Raw genomic sequence first — 1,462 nt, forward strand, 5'->3', positions numbered from 1 at the left:
CGCCGCTGCCGTCATTATCGGCTTTGGCTACCGATAGCGGCCATAAAAAAGCCCCGCGATTGCGGGGCTTTCTGTCTCGTGTGGCTCAGCTCGCCTTGGGCGGTGTTGTCGTGCGCGGTGCGCCCGGATTGTAGCCGCCGCCGATGGCGACGTTGAGGGCGACATAGTCCTTGGCCATCTGCTGGATGGAGGCGGCCAGGCTTGCCTGGGCGAGCGATACCTGACGCTGCGCATCGAGCACGTCGAGCAGCGAGGAGGCGCCGTCCTTGTAGCTGGCGGTCGACAGTTCCAGGGTTTCCTGCGTCGTCTTCACCTGGGCGCGCAGCGCTTCCACCGTCTCGGCGTCGCGGCGCACCGCCGACAGCGCGTTCTCGACCTCTTCGACGGCGGTCAGCACCGACTGCTTCCAGGCGAGATACTGGGTCTTGGCATCCGACTTGGCGATGTCGACATTGGCGCGCAGACGGCCGCCGTCGAAGATCGGCAGCGTCAGCGTCGGGCCGAACGACCAGGTGGTCAGGCTGCCGCCGGAGAAGCCGGCCGGCTTGACGTAGGAGGGCGAGATCGAGCCCGACAGGGTGATCGTCGGATAGAGCTGCGAGATGGCAACGCCGATATTGGCGGTGGCAGCCGCGAGATTGCGCTCGGCGACGCGAATGTCGGGCCGGTTGCGGATCAGGTCGGCCGGAATGCCGGAGGCGATGCCACCGCGGAAGATCGGCTGCGGCGCGCCCTTCAGGAGTTCGCCGAGCAGCGAGCCGGCGGGCTGGCCAAGCAGCGTGGCGATGTGGTGGGCGGCAACGCGGATGTTGGTCTCCAGCCCCGGGATTTCAGCCTGCGTCGACTGCACCAGACCTTCGGCCTGGACGACGTCGAGGCGCGAGGCAGCACCGGCCTCGAGCTGGAACTTGGTCAGGTCCAGGGTTTCCTGGCGCGACTTCAGGTTGGAGCGCGACAGCGCCAGGCGCTCCTGGAAGAAGCGCAGGTCGATGTAGGAGTTCACTAGGTCCTGCAGATAGGTGAGCTTGGCGACGTCGGCGCTGGAATAGGCGGCGTCAAGCGAGGCCTGGGCGCCTTCCTTGGCGCGGCGGTACTGGCCGAACAGGTCGAGCAGCCAGGAGACATTGGCCTCGCCGGCGCTGATGTTGGTGGCGCCGTTCGAGGTGCGGCGTTCGCCCATCGTGCCGCTGGTGGTGTGGCTGGCGCCGACTAGCAGGCTCGGCAGCGAACCGGCGCCGGCCACGGTGACGCCGCCGGCCGCCGCATTGATGCGCTCCAGCGCCTGCAGCACCGACAGGTTCTCATTCAGGCCCTGAACGACCAGGCCGTCCAGCTTCCGGTCGCGATAGGCCGTCCACCAGGCCGTCGTCGACACGTCGCCAATGTCCTTGGCGCCACCCTCGCTGAACTTCGCCGGAAGCGGCATCTCCGGAGGAACATGGTCCGGGCCGCTCACACAGCC

Annotated in this window: 1 protein-coding gene; it reads right to left on the reverse strand. The window is 67.6% G+C overall.

Annotated features, from left to right (window positions below; genetic code table 11):
* Nucleotides 1-85 precede the first annotated feature (85 nt).
* The coding region (locus tag FHX16_RS31380; RefSeq protein ID WP_259132242.1) for an efflux transporter outer membrane subunit at nt 86-1,462 on the reverse strand (1,377 nt) is incomplete at its 5' end.

This window comes from Rhizobium sp. BK661, assembly GCF_024808825.1.
Taxonomy (GTDB): Bacteria; Pseudomonadota; Alphaproteobacteria; order Rhizobiales; family Rhizobiaceae; genus Rhizobium.